Source organism: Aeromonas sp. L_1B5_3 (genome assembly GCF_963866575.1).
Classification (GTDB): Bacteria; Pseudomonadota; Gammaproteobacteria; order Enterobacterales; family Aeromonadaceae; genus Aeromonas; species Aeromonas jandaei.
Genome location: NZ_CAWMDN010000119.1, coordinates 1 through 16603, shown reverse-complemented (window position 1 = coordinate 16603; position 16603 = coordinate 1). Strand labels below are relative to the sequence as shown.

The following is a 16603-nucleotide window of genomic DNA, read 5'->3' as shown; positions in this document are numbered from 1 at the left end:
ACCCATCCGACCTTATGAGCATGAGTGTGGAAGCCAACGGATCGCCGTCAAACACAAAGAAATACAAAGGTTCCACATATCAGGTAGAGTTCCTCCAACCCTCCACGTTAACCACATCTGGTATGCGGTCTTGTATCACGACTCTGACGCTGGCGCGGGTCACTGCTGATGTGTCCATAGGACGAACCAGGGTGATAGACACCATATAATCTGATAGTTAACTCAATAATCGCTTGTAAAGGGCATCAATCCCCCTCCCCTGTTTGGCTACGTCAATACAATCACGGGAAAGACCTGCTATAAACCACAAAATATCAACGTTGATTATCTGTCGGAGACGCTATGAGGCCTACCTCCAATAAAAAGAGATGATGCCGATGACTCAACATCATCTCTTGTATTATTTTATTTAAAATAACAAAGTGAATTAATAACTCTCGTTATATCCGAGTAAATTAAATCACGCATCCTTTGCCAAAAGATATTTGATCAATTGAGTGAACTGCTCTTGTGAGTTGATAGACTCAATTTTTATCATATACTTGCCGTTGACAATAAATGTCGGGGTACTACGAATATTATATTTCTCTGTGTTACGATCGAACTGGCTTACCATGGATGAAACTGCAAAGCTATCAACCGTGTTATCAAATACCTCTACCGGCACACCATTTTCTACAAAGAGCTTTTTAATATCATCACGATTTTGTGGAGCTTGGCGCTGTACCTGGACTTTATGAAAGAGTGATGGAGTTAACTTGCTTTCAACATTAAGTAGTGTCGCGGTGGCATAAGCCCGTTGCATCTCCTGGGCCATATCGCGCCCAAAAAAAGCGACCGCATTCTTCTTGATAGCTACCTCTCTGGGGAGATCATGTTGTAACTGCTCAACGATGGGTTCAAATTTCGCACATGGCGGGCAGTAGTAAGAGAAAAACTCCAATACCTCTGGTTGAGCAGTAGCTGTTTGCTTGAGGACATCATAGTTGACCCCCTCTTTGAACTCTGGAGCCGCATTAGCGCAGGGAAGCATAAAGATAGCAGCAAGGATCAAAAGAATTTTTTTCATAACACTTCCAGTTGATGGTCAGACAAAAATTTCATTATAGGAATTTCGACCTTGCTAAAAGCTGAACAAACATCATCTCTTGTACAAGAATACCATTGCATACGAGGATAATAAATTGTTAATTTAAAAATAAATCTATCCCTGTTGCAATATAATACCGAGCTCCCGCAGCCTCTGGACTTGCGCACCTAGCAGTTATTAAATAATGCAAAGAATAGTTTAGATATAAACTATATATAACCAGAATCGGCACCAAGATAAACATTGATGGAAAATCGCAAAGGCAGCGTAACTATAGGTTTCGAAAAATTATTACGCTAGATAGATAAGATGAAACTTGATTTTTAATTTCAATATTAATTTAGTTTACTAGTGAATATATTTAAATACTTAAATTAAATATTACACCAACAAAAAAGGAGGCCTGAGCCTCCTTTATTTTTTATAACAGAGCTGGATTAGACCAGAGCTGCTTTAGCTTTTTCAACCAGGGCGGTGAAAGCCAGCTTGTCGTGAACGGCGATATCGGACAGGATCTTGCGATCGATCTCGATAGAAGCCTTCTTCAGACCGTTGATCAGACGGCTGTAGGACAGACCGTTCTGACGGGCAGCAGCGTTGATACGCGCAATCCACAGTTGACGGAACTGACGCTTTTTCTGGCGACGGTCACGGTAGGCATACTGACCAGCTTTGGTTACCGCTTGTACCGCTACGCGGTAAACACGGGAACGGGCGCCGTAGTAACCCTTGGCGGCTTTCATTACTTTCTTGTGACGAGCACGAGCAGTCACACCACGTTTAACTCTTGGCATTTTTCACATCCCCCCTTATGCGTACGGCAGACAAGCGACAACACGTTTGTGGTCGGCAGCGGAAACAAAGAACTTCGGTCCCAGCTGACGCTTACGCTTACTGCTCTTCTTGGTCAGGATGTGACGCAGGTGGTTGTGCTTGCACTTGAAGCGACCTGAGCCAGTCTTCTTGAAGCGCTTTGCAGCGCCCCGGTTGGTTTTCATCTTCGGCATTTCATACTCCGCATTGTGAGTGACAACAAAATCGCAAGGCGAACCGACTCATGGAGCGAGCCCCATGAGTCAATTTCTTGTGGGCCTTAAGATTTCTTCTTAGGTGCGAGAACCATCACAGCTTGACGGCCTTCGACTTTCGGGAACGATTCGACTACGGCCAACTCTTCCAGATCGTTCTTGACGCGCTCCAGAACCTTGATACCAAGTTCCTGGTGTGCCATTTCACGACCACGGAAGCGCAGGGTGACCTTAGCCTTGTCCCCGTCTTCCAGAAAGCGAACCAGGTTGCGTAGTTTTACCTGATAGTCGCCTTCGTCAGTGCCAGGACGGAATTTGATTTCCTTGACCTGGACGACTTTCTGCTTTTTCTTCTGTTCTTTGGTGGTTTTGCTCTTTTCGTAGAGGAATTTGCCGTAATCCATGATCCGGCAAACGGGCGGCTCAGCGTTCGGACTGATCTCGACCAGATCCACTTCGGCCTCAGCGGCCAAGTTCAGTGCTTCCTGGATAGAGACGATGCCAAGTGCTTCGCCATCCAGACCAGCCAAACGAACTTCTTTCAGACGGATCTCTTCATTGATCCGGTGAGCGCGGGCTTGCGGTTGCTTGCCCAGTTTTTTTCCGCCTTTTATAGCTTATTCCTCCACTTTCTTTTGTCCGCGGGTCTGAACTTCCTGGGTCAACAGAGCGATGAACTCTTCAACAGGATAAGTGCCCAGGTCAGCCCCTTTACGAGTACGTACTGCAATCTGGCCGGCTTCAACTTCTTTATCGCCACAGACCAGCATGAAAGGTACTCGCTTCAAAGTATGCTCGCGGATTTTAAAGCCAATCTTCTCATTTCTCAAGTCCGCTTTTGCACGAAGGCCCGCATCATTCAATGCTTTGGCTACTTTCACTGCATATTCGGCCTGATTGTCGGTGATATTCATGACCACTGCCTGGGTCGGAGCCAGCCAGGCCGGGAACAGGCCTGCGTACTCTTCAGTCAGGATACCGATGAAGCGCTCGATGGAGCCAAGAATCGCACGGTGGATCATGACTGGCACGTGGCGCTCGTTGTTTTCACCTACATAGGTGGCGCCCAGACGGCCCGGCAGGGCAAAGTCGAGCTGCACGGTACCACACTGCCACGCACGATCAAGACAATCGTGCAGGGTAAATTCGATCTTCGGACCGTAGAAGGCACCTTCACCCGGTTGCAGATCGTATTTCAGACCGTTGAGCTCCAGCGCTTCCGCCAGTGCCTGCTCGGCGCGATCCCACATTTCGTCGGAGCCGATACGCTGTTCCGGACGAGTGGAGAGCTTGACCACGATGTTCTCGAAGCCAAAGGTGCCGTAGACGTCATAGACCATACGAATACAGCCGGAGACCTCTTCCATGATCTGCTCTTCAGTACAGAAGATGTGCGCGTCATCCTGAGTGAAGCCGCGCACCCGCATCAGACCGTGCAGGGAGCCTGACGGTTCGTTACGGTGGCAAGAGCCAAACTCGGCCATACGCAGCGGCAGATCACGATAGGATTTCAGACCCTGGTTGAAGATCTGGACGTGACCCGGGCAGTTCATCGGCTTGATGGCGTACTCGCGGTTCTCGGACTGTGTGGTGAACATGGCCTGGGCATATTTCTCCCAGTGACCTGAACGCTCCCACAGGACGCGGTCCATCATGAACGGACCTTTCACTTCCTGATAGTCGTACTCTTTGAGCTTGCCGCGGATGAAGGTTTCCAGCTCACGGAAGATGGTCCAGCCATCGTTGTGCCAGAACACCATGCCCGGCGCCTCTTCCTGCATGTGATACAGGTCGAGCTGCTTGCCGATCTTGCGGTGGTCGCGCTTGGCGGCCTCTTCCAGACGCTGCAGATAAGCCTTGAGCTGCTTCTTGTCAGCCCAAGCAGTACCGTAGATACGCTGCAGCATCTTGTTGTTGGAGTCGCCACGCCAGTAGGCACCGGACATTTTCAGCAACTTGAAATGGTGGCAGTGACGCATGTTGGGCACGTGCGGGCCACGACACATGTCGATGTACTCTTCGTGATGATAAAGACCGGGCTTGTCATCACGGGCAATGTTCTGATCCAGGATTTCGACCTTGTAGGTCTCGCCACGGGCAGCGAACACGTCGCGCGCTTCCTGCCAGGAGACCTTTTTCTTGATAACGTCGTAATCCTTGGCTACCAGCGCCAGCATGCGCTCTTCCAGGGCAGCCAGATCTTCATCGGTCAGGGTACGGTCAAGATCAACGTCATAGTAGAAGCCGTTGTCGATGACGGGACCGATGGCCATCTTGGTCTGGGGCCAGAGTTGCTTGATAGCGTGACCCAGCAAGTGGGCGCAGGAGTGGCGCAGAATGTCCAGACCTTCTTCGTCTTTGGCAGTGATGATGGCCAGCGAGGCATCGGCTTCGATCAGCTCGCACGCATCCACCAGTTCACCGTTTACCCGACCGGCAATGCACGCCTTGGCGAGACCGGGACCGATGTCCGCAGCCACATCCATGACGGAAACAGAGTGGGCAAATTGACGTTGGCTGCCGTCAGGCAGAGTAATGATTGGCATTATATGTTTCCTTATACAGTGGTGACCCCTACCAAAGGCCACATGTAAGAGCGATAATTCCTTTGATTTCAAGCTCATCGCGCTAGTGTTTCACCATCAACCAAACGGTTAGTACACTGCGTGATACACACTTTGTTTTTTGTGTCGTGCTGTCAATCTCTGGATCCGGCGGGGATTTTATCAAATGTCACCTATCGGGCAAGCGGCATAGGTCGCATTATCCGACCTCTACATCTGGCACATCTTCACTGTTCGGCTTCTCGGCCTCGATGTCACAGACGTAGCCGCCGGCGCAGTCGAGCGAATGGGTGACGCGGGAGATCAGCCACTGGCTGTCGATGTCTGGCCGAAATCCTGTGGTGGTCAGCGGTGCTTCTGCCAGATAGCCTGGGTCTCCGACTGCTGACAGTGCCAGTGTCTCCTGTGCCCGCTCCCTGCGCGATAGCTCGGCGCGGGCGGCGGCCAAGGCCATCTCTTCTGTCGGGTAGTATTGGCGCAGGCGGCGCACTGGCTCCCCCTGCCCCACTTTGACCTCGTTGCGCTTGGAGTTCTTCACCGCATGCCAGTAGGCGACCACCATCCCGGCGGTTTCCCGCTTCGACTTCACCAGGCGGTAACTCGAGCAGTCCCCGGCGGTGATGGTCACCGGTGGCAGCTGCTTGCCACTTACCGAGCGGGACTCCCCACGCTTGGAGAGAATCAACTTGCCAGCAGCCGGCTTGATGATGGCGTCATAGCGCTTGGCCATTCGCACCAGCAGGTTGATATCTGACTCGTCCGATTGATCGGTGTGCGGCAGTGCAATGGCGGCCAGTGACGGCGCCACAGCTGCCTCCATGCCGTGCTCGGTGGCGATGGTCTTGACCATGTCACCAAGGGTGGTACCCTTCTTCCAACTGCGGTTTTTCTGGGTCTGCAGGTTGGTCTTGCCGCCCTTGCTCTTGTCGTAGGTGGCGGCGCGGGCTCTGATGATCAGCTGAGACGGCCAGCCGGCCAGCTCGGCCTCATCGAACACAAACAGCCCCATGTACTGGTTTACCCCGTCATAGCCGAGGTAGAGCTCAAGCTCAGCCCCTTCTGGCGGGATCAGCAACGGCTTGTCAGGATCGGAGTCGTCCAGGGTGATATCCAGCATGTCTGACTCCAGCCCGACCGCATCGGTCAGGGTCAGGCTGACAAAGTGCTCGCTGATCTGGGCGGTGATGTCGGCCTTGTTGGCGATGATCTGCCATGTCGGTGCGATGCGGTCTGTCAGCTCCACAACCTGACCCCTTGCTCCTGCTGCTGCGGGGCGATGTCAGGCATCTTTACCAGTACCCCGGCTGGCAGCACAGGGCCTAGATCTGCAATGCCCGGGTTGGCATCGAGCAGTTGCTCGACCACCCGCCCATCGAGCGTTTCATAAAACTTCCACGCGATGTAGTCCAGGGTGTCGCCGTCACTGGTGCGATAGGTCTGCATCATGCCCCCAGCGTCTGATTGAAGTTGGATGTTTCGGCATGCACCCTGGTTGATTCAACGGCAGACCGACTGCAAGAGCTGGTGCAGCTGCGAACTGCGGTGATCGCCTCCGGATCGGTGGTGGTCATGGTGCTGGATAGCAAGGTGGCCGCGCCGGAGGCCACCGCCCCGGCATTGGATGCCGCCGAGGCCGCCGACATCACGCCATAGATGGCGGATTGCACGTTTTCCAGTGAGTTCAGGTTTTTGCTGGCCTCTTTGAGGTTGCTCACCTGACTTTGCAGATCCCGGGCGGTGCGGATGCTGTTTTGCACCGTGGCAATGACCGGCCCAACCGCATTGCCGATCTCGGCTGCTTTGGCCTGCACCGCATCGAGGGCGCTGGTCATAGAACTGATCGCCGATCCGACCGTGGCAATGGCCCCATCTGCGAAGCTGCCAAGGCCTGAGCTGGCGGTGGTGCCGCTGGTCAGCTTGCCGAGCGAGTCGATCTGGTTGGTCGCCGAATCGGGGAACCGCTTGAGCGCAATGGTGAATTCCTGCTTGCGCGGGGCACCGGCGGCGGCAAAGGTGCCCTGCTTCTCTTCCAGGCTCTCGATCACCCATCGCCCCATCATCTGCCCTGCACCGCCCACCAGATTGAGCGGCTGGCCGCCTCCGGCGAGCTGACGCATCTTGTCGAGCTGGCCACCGCCTCCCTTATAATCCGGATAGATGACGCCCACCAGCGAGATCGCCTCGCTGGCAGGGCCGGTGTATTGCAGGTTTGGCTGCTTGCCGAAGCGATCCTGTGATGCCCAACGGTATTCGCTGCGGCGGGTCAGCTCCTGATAGGCGGCGGTGCTGATGCTGAACTGGAAGGCCCCGAGCTGCATCATCACGCTGGGGCCAAGGGAAAGGCCGATCATTTCTTGTTACCCCTGAAAAACATAGCCATCTGGCATCATGCTGCGAGCACTAATGCCCTGCTGCCGCTTAAGTTCCTTCACCGCTTCTCTGGCTATCTCTTTTGGGTCGGCCCCCGGCGGCGCGTTTATCGTCAGGTCGTACTGGTTATGATTTGTGACGGTTGTTGAGCTCTTGCTTCCGGCGATTTTAGGGAGCGGAGGAAGCGATGGATTTTTCAGTGGCGCGGCTGGATTTTCACCTGACGACTCCCCAGAACCGAAACCGGCCCAGTTCTTGGTCTTTTCCCATGCGTCGCCAATTTTGTTTCCAGCGTTTGTTACCGTGTTTACGGTTGAATTCCACGCGCTACCAACACCACCAGAAACAAGGGTTTTCAGCCCCTCCCAGCGCTTTTTAATGTCATCGATCAGGCCTTTGATTTTTTCAACCGCATAATCAAACTTGCCAACGATGTCATCCCACAGGGCGGTAAAAAATGGCTTCAAGGTATCCCAATTTTCATATACGAGGTATGCAAGGCCAGCGATGGCGGTGATCGCCAATCCGATCGGGTTCATCAGCAGTGCTCGGCCAACCCATATGATGGCTTTACCAACGAACCTGAATGCCTTGCCGAGTATGGTTAACCCACCAGCTGCGGTTGTGCTTCCTGCTCCTGCTACGGTTGCCGCCGCTGATGTCTTGTAAAACAAACCAACGATATCTAGCATCCCACCTTTCAGGAAGGTGAATGCAAACTTGGTGGCAAGAACCGCCAGCCTCATCGTCGTGAATGCACCGGCAGCCATAATCACACCGCCAACCAGTTTTGGGTTTTCGGCAACAAAATCCCGAGTTGCTTGCACGACTGGCGTCAGCGTATCCACCAGTTTTCCCACGGTCGGATCCAAAGCACTGCCGATCGCTTTGGTCAGACCCCACACCGAGTTTGATAGCTTCTCTGTTTTTTCCTTGCTGCTGGCCATGACTGTGGCCCAGTCACGCTCTACCACCCCTTGAGAATCGAGCACCTCCTGCTTGATCTTCTTGTACTCTTCGAGGTTTTGCAGCATGGGGCGAATGAAGTTCTGAACCTGCATGTCGCCGAACAGCTTGGATATCAGTTCCTGATCACCGCCCTTGGTAATGCGGTTTATCTCGGCAATCGCCGCCTCGATGGGGTTGGCTCCTGACGCTTGCGCATCCCGGATCACCTTGGATATGTTGCCGCCCATCTTCGCCGCCTTCTTGGCGGTTTCCTCTGACATGAGCTTGGAGAGGAAGTTGGACAGGTTGTTGGCGGCTTCTGACTCTGATTTTGCGCCCTTCATGGCTATCTGCAGCGCAGAACCCATGGTGGCCACAGCCTCAGTGCCGGTCATCTTCAAGGCTTGGAACGATGAACCAAGCCCGGGCAGCTCGGCAGCCATGGCCTTGAATTCAAAGTTACCCGCCTTGCCCGCCTGCACCAGCATATCCATGGCGCGTTGCATCTGGTCAGGCTTGACCTTGAGCGCATCACCCATGGTGAACGAGGCGCGGGCCACATCCTCAATATCAGATCCGGTTGCTTTCGCCGTTTTACCGATGGACTTGAGGTTGGCTTGTGCCTCACCGACTTTTTGACCGGCAGCGACCAGAAAGCCGAAGGCATTCTTCATGTTCTCCTGGCTGACACCGGTTTGGTCTGAGAGGGTGAGCATGGTGCCGCCGAGATCGGCAACCTGCTTTTTGGTCATCTCAGCGGTCAGGCCGATCATCATCAGGTCATAGCTGAACTGAGATGATTGCTTGAACATGGCGAAAGATGACAGCGCGATCGCCGCACCAGCGGCGGCCGTGTTTACTATCTTCCCGCCCAGCTCACTGCGATTCGCCTTGTTTTCCTGCTGCTGGCGCTGGATCCGGTTAAGCCGTTCATGCGCCTCGCGCAGCCGGTCAATCTGGCTGGTTATGGCGACATATTTTTGACGCAACCCATCCACATTGCGGCCTTGCTTGCCGAATGTCTGGATTGACTGAGACAGGAGCTTTTGCTGCCGTTCGGCATTGCGAATGGCAGAGCCAACCTCGGCGACTCCGCCCTTTACCGAACCAAATGCAGATTTGAGACTGGAGGCAACCGCCCCGCCGATGGTGATGGTTGCCGAGAGTTTTTTATTAGCCATCTTCTTTGGGCAGCCCCTTTATCCACCAGATAAACCGTGACGTGCGCAGGGCGCTGATTTCCGCCAGTGACCAGCCTGTGTGGGAGGCCAGTGCTAACACCGAGTGGCGGAGCTCGTCAGGTGTTAGTTCGTAAAAACGCTGTAAGCCTTCTGCATACGGCCGTAGTCACGCAGCGGGAACTTGCGCACATCGTCAGGTGCAACACCGCACAGGTTGGCGAACATGGTGATCTCTTTGGCTGCATCGCTTCCGCTAATCTGGAAAGCGATCTCTTGATCACCCACGGTCGGCTCGCGCATGCGCAGCACGGCCACTTTGGTGCCGCCAATATCGGCAGGGCGTGACAGGGTGATATCGGCGCTGCAGTCATCGTTGAATTTCAGGTATTCAGGGAGTTCTTTTTCCATGGTCTCACCGGTTTGAGTGGATGAGCCGGCAGGGCTGGCCTGCCAGCATGGTTAGATGCCAAGTGCGTTGCGGGCAGCGGCCAGAATGTCTACACCATTGATGATGCGCACCATGTTCTCGGCGTCGATCTCGTGCACCACATGATCGCCGTGCTGCATCTTGTAATAGGTCAGGCTCATGGCCACCTTGAGCGGCGGCAGGCTGCCAGGCTTGCTGGTGCCTGGGTCGAGTTCTGTGATCTTGCCGCGCATGGTGTGTACAACTGCGGTGGTGGTGCCATCGAACGATTCGAGCTGTTCACGCAGCACCAGCGGTACCCGGGCGCCTTCGGTCACACCGAACAGGGCCAGCACGTTGCGGTCATAGGCCATCAGGCTGAAATCGGTCACCATCTTTTCCATGCCCATGGTCACATCAATTGGCACATCCATCCCACCAGCCCGAAACTCTTCGGTCTGCAGGGTCAGCTTGGGGGCGTTGAATTCATCGACCTGCCCGGCATAGCCGCGGCCATCGACGAAGGCGTTAAAATTCTTGCGAATGTCGCGGGCTGCCATTTAGAAGATCTCCGTGATGTAGTCGTTCACCAGATGGCTGCGGAACGTGATGTGCTCAGCCGGGTACACCGGAGTAAAATCAAAGTCGAAATAGATTTTACCTTGGGCGATCTGGTCTGCAGTGTTCAGGTCAGGGTCAATCCAGCACTCACCACCGAGAATGGCACCCTTGTTAACAAGGCTGCGCAGGTAGGCGTTAACCCCCTCGGTCACGTCGGTGACGTAGTTCTTGGTGATGCCGCGATCCACTGCCCACAGGTGATTCACCAGAATGGACTCGTTGATCATGTCTGCGGTACGCACCACGCAGAGGAAGGCCCACTTCTGATCGCTCGACAGGGTGCGGTTACCCCACAGGCGATAGCCATCCTCACGGATGATGGTGGCGACCTTCTTCTCGTTGAGCAGGTTGGCACGGCTACTGGTGTCGCCCAGGGTGAAATCGATGGGACGAGCCGTGCCGATGATGCCGTTGATGTTCTGGTTCGACGGTGACCACCAGAATCCTCGCTCGTTATCGCTCTTTGCGATAAGCCCCGCAACGCAGGGTGACGCCCATTCGGTGACGTTGTTGCCGTCTTCGTCGGTCTTGATGACCTTGGGATCAACCAGGAACACCCGCCGGCTGCCAAAGTCGCCAGCGTAGGAGATAGCAGCGGCGTCATTGGTGTTGGGGCCATCAGCAATGATGACTGCGCGCATCTTCTCGGCGATGCCGATCAGCTCAGCCACGACAGCATTGCCAACGGTGCCGTAAGATGCGGTTGCCGCTGCGCCAGTACCTGCGCCACCAGAGAAAGCGACTGTCGGTGCGGAGGTGTAGCCACTTCCGGCATCTTCCACGATGACAGAGACCACCTTGCCAGCATCGGTACCGGTGCCGAGCACCGCCTTCGCCTTGGCGCCGGTGCCACCACCACCGCCAGACAGGGTGACTGTCGGGGCGCTGGTGTAGCCGGTACCTTGCGCGGTCACGCTGATGGCAGTCACGCCACCGGTGACCCGCTTATCGGTAAAGCCAGGGGCGATCAGGATCTTCGGCGAGAAGCCAACGGCTGATTTCGCGCCAAGGAAGGCATGAACCCCTTCATAGTTGCCGGTAGTGGCATTGACGCCGCCAAGGATATTGGAGAGCGTGTCGGTGTCGCTGGTGCCCTTCTCAACCCGCACCACGATGATCACCGCGCCGCACTGGTCAAAGATGCTGTCGATGGCAGCAGGCAAGGTGCCCTCTCCGGTGCCCAGCGTATCCAGTCCGGCCGCTTCACGGCGACTGCCCGCGATCAACACCGGGGTGTTAAGCGGGAACTTGGTCACATCCGCGTTGGGGGCGGTACCGATCAGGCCAATGACGCTGGAGCGAACGGTGGTGATAGGACGGGGACCGGAGTCAATATCGATGACCTCGATACCATGCAGGAAGGTTTCAGACATTTGCTGGGCCTCGATGGACACGGTTTATGATCGTGCCGTCATCATGGCTTTGCGGTGCATTCCCATCCTCTTGGGGGATTTCCAGTGGTGGCAGCAATAGAAAACCCCGCCGGAGCGGGGTTTGTTGACCTTATATCAAATGATCTTTTCAGGCTCTGTTGGCCATGACGGTTGATCAGGCCAGCCAGGCTGCTCTGGAATCAGAGTAAGCTCGTAGCGGTAGCGCTGCCAGTCCTCCAGTAGCTTAGTGTGCTCCGGCTTGGCATAGCCGCCATCGACAGCTGGCTTGATGATAGAAATTTGCTGGTTCGCATTGGCCATGCATTTAGCCTGAGTGCTAATTGCCATTTCAGCTGCTGATGGTGGGGTTGGGTCTACCAATATTGGGTACCCGTTAGAACCCGCTGAAATTAACTTACCTTTTGACTGACCATCAAGTAGAGACAGATATTCTTCATTTGATATCTCAACAGCATCAATTGGTATTCCTGCAGGGCGACCACTTGAATAAAACCCCATACTTGATGCAGAAAATAAATATTTCATATTCAACGCCTCACTAATAACCAATGGCTATCCATCGATATTCTGTAGCTACTTGAACTGATCCGCCTGATGAACCTGAGGATACAACCGCACTTGTAAATGACGTTCTATCTATAACCCCTGCGCATTCAAACACGTCTGCGTTTAATGTTGCATTCAACGCGGTTCCAACTACAGCAGCGCAACGATTAGGGAATGCAATAGGAAATATATTGCTATTAACACCAACAGTTAAGCTTGTTCCTGTGCCCCATTGAATTGTGATATTTTTAAGCCAACTTGGCAGGGCGATATATCCTGTTGGAGCCAATAGACAAGAAAACCCATTTTTTAGTTTCTTTGGCGTAACAGATACATCATCAGCTATAGAGTTATCTACTTGTGACTGAGAGGCATAAGATGTAACTCCTTTTGTTGACTCCGTTGCAGGTGCATGCTCATCAGCGAATACCAGCGCTGTAGAACCTACATTTACGGTTCCAGAATTAGCTAAAAACCATATCTTTCCAGAATTAATTACCCCCTCCTCTACTGCTACTCTTGCACCTCCGCTAAGTTTTGTTCCATTATCTGCATCTGTGGCACGGACCCATCCCTGAGCGGCTGCCAGATAAATACCGTTCTGCGCGGCGGCTGTCTGGTCTTTTACCAACACTCGATCGCCAACAGTCAGCACCACGCCGTCAACGGTCTGGACCCCAGATAGGGTGATATTAGCCGTTGTAGCAGCGCGCACGCTCTGCTTGGCATCCAGCTTTTGCAGCTCTCCCTGCACATAGTCTTGCGATGCGATCCATGACGGGGTTAACTGGCCTGAATTAAGCTGATCGATCTGCTGTTTCAGAAAGGCGGTTCGGTTGGCCAGCCCTTTAGCCTGAGCGTTGGCAATACCATTAGGGCCTCCCAGAACCGGATCCGTGGTTTCGATTTGATAGATGCCAGCATCATAGCTGGGGGTCTCTGTTACGTTTGCCATTATGCAGTCCCGTAGTTATAGGTGCCGTCATAACGAAGTGCCCCGTCATACAGGTTGGCAACCTCGGTGTAAATTAATGCAACCAGGTGGCAGCGTGCCGGCGCGGTATATTTCAGGATGCGGCGCACCTGTTCTGCCTGTTTGTTGGTGATCGGTCTGTCAAGAATTACCCGGTACTTGGCCCACTCATCAGGCGATCCAAAGGTTGATAGACCGTCATACTTGAGAGCGCCGTTATAGGTTGCCCCGTAAATCCCCTCGATGAGCTGCGCAGTGCCGTAACCGGCATTGGCAAGGGCTCGGCGAACAGACCACACTGACCCCTTGCGGCGCTGTACCGATACTGCCTCGCGGATGGTCTGGCGTTTTGCCTCATCAGACCAATCCGGTGACCACTCATCACACCCGAACGCCCATGCCAACCACGGCAGCAGATCGGATGGGCAATTGTCTGGGCTCCATATCTCGCGGGTGCGGATAGGCACATCAGACAGCCGCGCAACCGTAATCGCCAGTGCAACCTCTTGGGCGCTGGCTCTGGATGGCAGCAGGGATACGCTACTCACGGATCACCCCGGCGGTGATATTGATAGCGGTACAGTGCGGGGCCTGATTCCACTGGATAGGGATATCAGCAGGCGGTGAAGATAGGTTGACCTTCTGCACCCCTGGGGTGCGCAGCGCGGCATAGACCCCATCGAGGGTGATATCCATCCCGAGCTTGTGCATCTCGGCGGCATATGCTTGCGCGCTTGCGGTGGCTGCATCAAGCACCTGCTGTTGCCCAACCCCTGGAAAGAAGTCGAGCACGGCAGTGATCTGGAAGTTCACCACGTCGGCGGCAGACACAACTACAGTGTCGCACAGCGGCCGCACGATCTCGGCGTTGGTAGCTGAAATCACTGCATCCAGCGTGGCCTGTGGCGGAACACCAGATCCGGTTCGAGATAGCACGGCAATATTGACTCGCCCAGGAACCAGGCTATCAACCCCAACATCCAGCACATCGCCTGATGCACTGAGTGCGTGATAGGTGTAGCTGCCGATAGATCCTGCCGTGGTGTACCCCTCGAACGACAACAGGATGCGCAGGCGGTAATCATCGTTCTCTTCCATCACATCCTCAGTGGGCGGGATGGCGATTGGATCACCTGGGGTAATAATCAGGCGAGGTACATTATTGTTGGCACCTATCTGATCAAGATCTGCATCATTGGCGAACGCCAACATCACTGCCTTGGCGGACTCATTGGCCCGCTGGCGGATAAGCATCTCACGATACGCTGCAACCTCAAGGATCTTGAATGCTGGGTCACTCTCCACCAGCGCAGAGAAAGACGGGTCGCGACTGATCAGGTCAGCCACCATCTCGGAAAGGATAGTTTCGTAGTCGAGCTGCTCAACCACCACTGGCGGCGGCAGTTGGGAAAGATTGACGGCGGTAAAAGCGCTGGTCATTTGATAACGATTCCATCAATCAGAACTTGCTGGCCGTCTGGCAGATACTCGCCATAGAGATCCAGTTCGATATAACCGGGGGATGCGGCAACCGCCTGCACCTGCTCAAGGCTGAAACGGGGCTCCCATTGCTGCAGCGCCTCCGCCGTGGCGGCATAGATGTCGATCAGCGTAGCGCGATTCATGGGGGCATCAATCAGGCTGGGGATCCGGCTGCCATAGGCGCGGCGCATCACTCGGGTGCCGATACGGGTACCCAATATGTCGGTGATGCTTTGGCGCAGGTGCTGGATCCCGCTCAGGCGCTTGCCTGTGAGTGAATTGGTGCCGTTCATGGTTGCATTGTTGCCAGCCACCACGTTCAGCACCTCTTGGGGGATTTCCGTCAGATTGGGCCGTCTGAGTTAGCGCTGCCGCGCTGGATGCCGCTGTGGGCGTGATCTGACCCGATATTCTTGCCGTTGTGGGTCACCTGCCCACCTTTCATATCAATACCGCCAGCGGTGATGACAAAGGTGACTCCGCCCACACCAAGGGCAATCTGGCCGCGATCGGCGGTGATGGTGGTGCCACCGATAGTGGCGTTAAGGGTGTGGCTGACGCTGTCATAGCTGATGGTGGTGCCATCATGAAATACCGTCTTTTCAACGTTGCCTCCACTGGACGGAGCGGGGTTACTCTCCGAGTACAAGCTGCAGACGATCACCGCCTGCCCAAGATCGCCATATGGAGACAGGATCAGCACCTGCTCGCCAACGCTGAGCGGGCTCCACGTCTTGGTATGCCCTGCCCGATCTGCACCGAACGGCAACCAATCAGACTCGAAACCGGAGACAGCCACCTTGACCCGCGGCGCATCAGGGTCTGAGAAATCTTTATCTACTACCACCCCTACCCTGATCAGGTTGGCAATCTGGCGCGACAACTCGCCAATGCTGTAATCGTTCATGGCGCCACCTGGGTGTATTTATCCTCATTACCAAGGCCAATATCCGGCGCAATACCGCTGAAAATGGTGGTTGGTGTGATGCCTTCATCGGTCCAGACGGTTTCGCCCAGGTGCAGCCGCTGCTGCCACTCGACCCGCCACACTTCGAACTGGGAGAGATCCTGATCCTGCCGGCGACCCATCACCGAAAAGTCATCCTGATAGGCGCCGATCACCATCGCCTCTCCGGTTGGCAATTTCTTGGTGTGGTCGGCAGGGTTGGTCCAGCGCCGCATCCGCAGCCACGCCTCCAGCGCAGCGGCCAGCATCCGGATGGATAGCTTGGCCTTGGTCATGCTTCCAGCCTGAGCCCTAAATCCGATCACCAGCTCCGCCTCGAACTTTGCCAGCACAGCCAGCTGCTCGGTGCCGGGGTCGTTATCTGGATCGGCTTCCAGCTCGGTGAGCTCCAGCAGGCATGCCGGGGTGACCAGTGATTTGCGATCTTCACGGTAGAATTCGACCGTTAGCAGGTTGGGGAAAGCGGCCTTGATATCGGCCACGATGGCATCGTGCACCACAGAGAGATCGATATTGGTATTGGCGTTCATCGCTCACCTATCTGGAATTTGACGCGGGCATTCAGATCCCTCTTGAAGTTATCCCAAAATATATCGAGCATTTTATCCACAAAGACTTCGTCATATATGAAATCCATTGCCTTATCAGCAACCTGAATTGTCTGCTCTGTTATTGGAAGTCTTTCCTTTCCCTTGCGCTTAAATATTGTTCTCTTTCCCTTAATTTTACTCTTGGCAACAAAAGCGCCATCAAACTGGTCACCTCTAAATTCAGCACCAGTTTTATTCTGTCTAGCCGTACCATTAAAGCTGGATACTGGCATATCGTTCAATCCATACCAGATTGTTACATCTGAACCTGAACGGCGGCGGCCTGTGCTGTTCATGCCAGATCGAAGGCTTAACTTGAGTCTTTTCTTTAGCTCTCTTGCCGATCTAAGGTTGAGCTCTGACACTAGGCCTCTGGCTGACATTCGCCTAAGCGTTGTTGCCGTTCTGCGCATCGCTCTATTCCTGTCTCTTATACACATCTC

At 54.3% G+C, this 16603-nt stretch carries 19 protein-coding genes; all 19 read right to left on the bottom strand.

What is annotated here, in order from left to right:
* Nucleotides 1-460: 460 nt before the first annotated feature.
* Nucleotides 461-1069 carry a thiol:disulfide interchange protein DsbA/DsbL gene (locus AACR93_RS14365; protein ID WP_043851098.1) on the bottom strand — a complete coding sequence of 203 codons (609 nt, stop codon included), beginning with the start codon at nucleotides 1067-1069 and terminating at the stop codon, nucleotides 461-463.
* Nucleotides 1070-1527: 458 nt separating this feature from the next.
* The gene (gene rplT, locus AACR93_RS14360) at nucleotides 1528-1884 is read right to left on the bottom strand and encodes a 50S ribosomal protein L20 (protein ID WP_005300683.1); all 357 of its coding nucleotides are present in this window, start codon (nucleotides 1882-1884) and stop codon (nucleotides 1528-1530) included.
* A gap of 15 nt (nucleotides 1885-1899) precedes the next feature.
* Entirely contained in the window at nucleotides 1900-2097 is a 198-nt protein-coding gene (gene rpmI, locus AACR93_RS14355) for a 50S ribosomal protein L35 (RefSeq protein ID WP_005300673.1), read from the bottom strand.
* An 86-nt stretch (nucleotides 2098-2183) separates the two neighbouring features.
* Nucleotides 2184-2714: a translation initiation factor IF-3 gene (gene infC / locus AACR93_RS14350; protein ID WP_156852818.1), complete on the bottom strand. Its 531-nt coding sequence runs from the start codon at nucleotides 2712-2714 to the stop codon at nucleotides 2184-2186.
* 21 nt (nucleotides 2715-2735) lie between these two features.
* Nucleotides 2736-4664, bottom strand: coding sequence for a threonine--tRNA ligase (thrS, locus tag AACR93_RS14345; protein WP_033112468.1), 1929 nt, complete (start codon nucleotides 4662-4664; stop codon nucleotides 2736-2738).
* A 217-nt stretch (nucleotides 4665-4881) separates the two neighbouring features.
* Complete coding sequence (locus AACR93_RS14340; protein ID WP_197077961.1) at nucleotides 4882-5925, bottom strand: contractile injection system protein, VgrG/Pvc8 family; 1044 nt, start codon at nucleotides 5923-5925, stop codon at nucleotides 4882-4884.
* Complete coding sequence (locus AACR93_RS14335; RefSeq protein WP_043851116.1) at nucleotides 5916-6125, bottom strand: tail protein X; 210 nt, start codon at nucleotides 6123-6125, stop codon at nucleotides 5916-5918. Before AACR93_RS14335 ends, AACR93_RS14340 begins: the two co-directional genes overlap by 10 nt.
* A complete protein-coding gene (locus tag AACR93_RS14330) occupies nucleotides 6125-7033 on the bottom strand; it encodes a phage tail protein (RefSeq protein ID WP_082044118.1) in 909 nt (302 codons plus the stop codon). The genes AACR93_RS14335 and AACR93_RS14330 overlap by 1 nt, the downstream gene beginning before the upstream one ends.
* Before the next feature lie 6 nt (nucleotides 7034-7039).
* A complete protein-coding gene (locus tag AACR93_RS14325; protein WP_052497076.1) occupies nucleotides 7040-9181 on the bottom strand; it encodes a phage tail tape measure protein in 2142 nt (713 codons plus the stop codon).
* A 123-nt stretch (nucleotides 9182-9304) separates the two neighbouring features.
* Nucleotides 9305-9589, bottom strand: a complete 285-nt coding sequence (locus tag AACR93_RS14320; protein ID WP_043851097.1) for a phage tail assembly protein — start codon at nucleotides 9587-9589, stop codon at nucleotides 9305-9307.
* 51 nt (nucleotides 9590-9640) lie between these two features.
* Nucleotides 9641-10147, bottom strand: coding sequence for a phage major tail tube protein (locus AACR93_RS14315; RefSeq protein WP_043851096.1), 507 nt, complete (start codon nucleotides 10145-10147; stop codon nucleotides 9641-9643).
* The gene (locus tag AACR93_RS14310; protein WP_043851095.1) at nucleotides 10148-11581 is read right to left on the bottom strand and encodes a phage tail sheath C-terminal domain-containing protein; all 1434 of its coding nucleotides are present in this window, start codon (nucleotides 11579-11581) and stop codon (nucleotides 10148-10150) included.
* Nucleotides 11582-11716: 135 nt separating this feature from the next.
* A complete protein-coding gene (locus AACR93_RS14305; protein WP_043851113.1) occupies nucleotides 11717-12127 on the bottom strand; it encodes a tail fiber assembly protein in 411 nt (136 codons plus the stop codon).
* A 13-nt stretch (nucleotides 12128-12140) separates the two neighbouring features.
* On the bottom strand, nucleotides 12141-13103 hold the full coding sequence (locus AACR93_RS14300; protein ID WP_156152974.1) for a gp53-like domain-containing protein: 963 nt from the start codon (nucleotides 13101-13103) through the stop codon (nucleotides 12141-12143).
* Nucleotides 13103-13669 carry a phage tail protein I gene (locus AACR93_RS14295; RefSeq protein WP_082044117.1) on the bottom strand — a complete coding sequence of 189 codons (567 nt, stop codon included), beginning with the start codon at nucleotides 13667-13669 and terminating at the stop codon, nucleotides 13103-13105. The genes AACR93_RS14300 and AACR93_RS14295 overlap by 1 nt, the downstream gene beginning before the upstream one ends.
* The gene (locus AACR93_RS14290; RefSeq protein ID WP_043851094.1) at nucleotides 13662-14561 is read right to left on the bottom strand and encodes a baseplate assembly protein; all 900 of its coding nucleotides are present in this window, start codon (nucleotides 14559-14561) and stop codon (nucleotides 13662-13664) included. The genes AACR93_RS14295 and AACR93_RS14290 overlap by 8 nt, the downstream gene beginning before the upstream one ends.
* Nucleotides 14558-14929 (bottom strand): GPW/gp25 family protein, encoded by a 372-nt coding sequence (locus tag AACR93_RS14285; protein WP_231556947.1) that lies wholly within the window; start codon nucleotides 14927-14929, stop codon nucleotides 14558-14560. Before AACR93_RS14285 ends, AACR93_RS14290 begins: the two co-directional genes overlap by 4 nt.
* Before the next feature lie 17 nt (nucleotides 14930-14946).
* Nucleotides 14947-15510 (bottom strand): phage baseplate assembly protein V, encoded by a 564-nt coding sequence (locus AACR93_RS14280; protein WP_043851093.1) that lies wholly within the window; start codon nucleotides 15508-15510, stop codon nucleotides 14947-14949.
* Entirely contained in the window at nucleotides 15507-16100 is a 594-nt protein-coding gene (locus tag AACR93_RS14275; RefSeq protein WP_043851092.1) for a hypothetical protein, read from the bottom strand. Before AACR93_RS14275 ends, AACR93_RS14280 begins: the two co-directional genes overlap by 4 nt.
* Nucleotides 16101-16603: the final 503 nt, after the last annotated feature.

Bases quoted from the DNA above. Each gene is read 5' to 3' on its own strand.
- AACR93_RS14365 (WP_043851098.1), bottom strand. From the start codon at position 1,069: ATGAAAAAAATTCTTTTGATCCTTGCTGCTATCTTTATGCTTCCCTGC.
- rplT (WP_005300683.1), bottom strand. From the start codon at position 1,884: ATGCCAAGAGTTAAACGTGGTGTGACTGCTCGTGCTCGTCACAAGAAA.
- rpmI (WP_005300673.1), bottom strand. From the start codon at position 2,097: ATGCCGAAGATGAAAACCAACCGGGGCGCTGCAAAGCGCTTCAAGAAG.
- thrS (WP_033112468.1), bottom strand. From the start codon at position 4,664: ATGCCAATCATTACTCTGCCTGACGGCAGCCAACGTCAATTTGCCCAC.
- AACR93_RS14335 (WP_043851116.1), bottom strand. From the start codon at position 6,125: ATGCAGACCTATCGCACCAGTGACGGCGACACCCTGGACTACATCGCG.
- AACR93_RS14330 (WP_082044118.1), bottom strand. From the start codon at position 7,033: ATGATCGGCCTTTCCCTTGGCCCCAGCGTGATGATGCAGCTCGGGGCC.
- AACR93_RS14325 (WP_052497076.1), bottom strand. From the start codon at position 9,181: ATGGCTAATAAAAAACTCTCGGCAACCATCACCATCGGCGGGGCGGTT.
- AACR93_RS14320 (WP_043851097.1), bottom strand. From the start codon at position 9,589: ATGGAAAAAGAACTCCCTGAATACCTGAAATTCAACGATGACTGCAGC.
- AACR93_RS14315 (WP_043851096.1), bottom strand. From the start codon at position 10,147: ATGGCAGCCCGCGACATTCGCAAGAATTTTAACGCCTTCGTCGATGGC.
- AACR93_RS14310 (WP_043851095.1), bottom strand. From the start codon at position 11,581: ATGTCTGAAACCTTCCTGCATGGTATCGAGGTCATCGATATTGACTCC.
- AACR93_RS14305 (WP_043851113.1), bottom strand. From the start codon at position 12,127: ATGAAATATTTATTTTCTGCATCAAGTATGGGGTTTTATTCAAGTGGT.
- AACR93_RS14300 (WP_156152974.1), bottom strand. From the start codon at position 13,103: ATGGCAAACGTAACAGAGACCCCCAGCTATGATGCTGGCATCTATCAA.
- AACR93_RS14290 (WP_043851094.1), bottom strand. From the start codon at position 14,561: ATGACCAGCGCTTTTACCGCCGTCAATCTTTCCCAACTGCCGCCGCCA.
- AACR93_RS14280 (WP_043851093.1), bottom strand. From the start codon at position 15,510: ATGAACGATTACAGCATTGGCGAGTTGTCGCGCCAGATTGCCAACCTG.
- AACR93_RS14275 (WP_043851092.1), bottom strand. From the start codon at position 16,100: ATGAACGCCAATACCAATATCGATCTCTCTGTGGTGCACGATGCCATC.